The sequence below is a fragment of the Staphylococcus sp. EG-SA-2 genome, assembly GCF_017152085.1.
This window is the reverse complement of sequence record NZ_JACYHC010001255.1, coordinates 1-624: the sequence shown is the minus strand read 5'-3', so window position 1 is coordinate 624 and position 624 is coordinate 1. Positions and strand designations below refer to the sequence as shown.

The 624-nt window shown below is 37.7% G+C and carries 1 protein-coding gene; it reads left to right on the top strand.

Annotation, left to right across the window (positions count from 1 at the left end):
• Positions 1-624, top strand: a 624-nt coding sequence (locus tag IDG60_RS28260) for a class II glutamine amidotransferase domain-containing protein (protein ID WP_481906117.1), incomplete at both ends; no start/stop codon positions are given.

Below are 624 nucleotides of genomic sequence, written 5' to 3'. Positions count from 1 at the left end.
TGTTTTTAGCGAGAAAACAATTAGAGTTCTATTCGACTCAGTGCGATTTAGAATTGTATTTTACGAGCTTATCACGCAAAACAATTGTATATAAAGGTTGGTTACGATCAGACCAAATTAAAAAACTCTATACAGATTTATCGGATGATTTATATCAATCAAAGCTAGGGTTAGTGCATTCGAGATTTAGTACGAATACATTCCCGAGTTGGAAAAGGGCGCATCCTAACCGTATGTTAATGCATAATGGTGAGATTAACACGATTAAAGGTAATGTGAACTGGATGCGAGCACGCCAACATAAATTAATCGAAACATTATTTGGCGAGGATCAACATAAAGTGTTTCAAATTGTCGATGAGGATGGTAGTGACTCTGCCATTGTAGATAATGCGCTAGAGTTCTTATCGTTAGCCATGGAGCCAGAAAAGGCAGCGATGTTACTCATACCTGAACCTTGGTTATACAATGAAGCGAATGATGCAAATGTACGTGCATTTTATGAATTTTATAGTTATTTAATGGAACCGTGGGATGGTCCTACAATGATTTCGTTCTGTAACGGTGACAAACTTGGCGCGCTTACAGATAGAAATGGATTACGTCCAGGTCGTTATACGATTA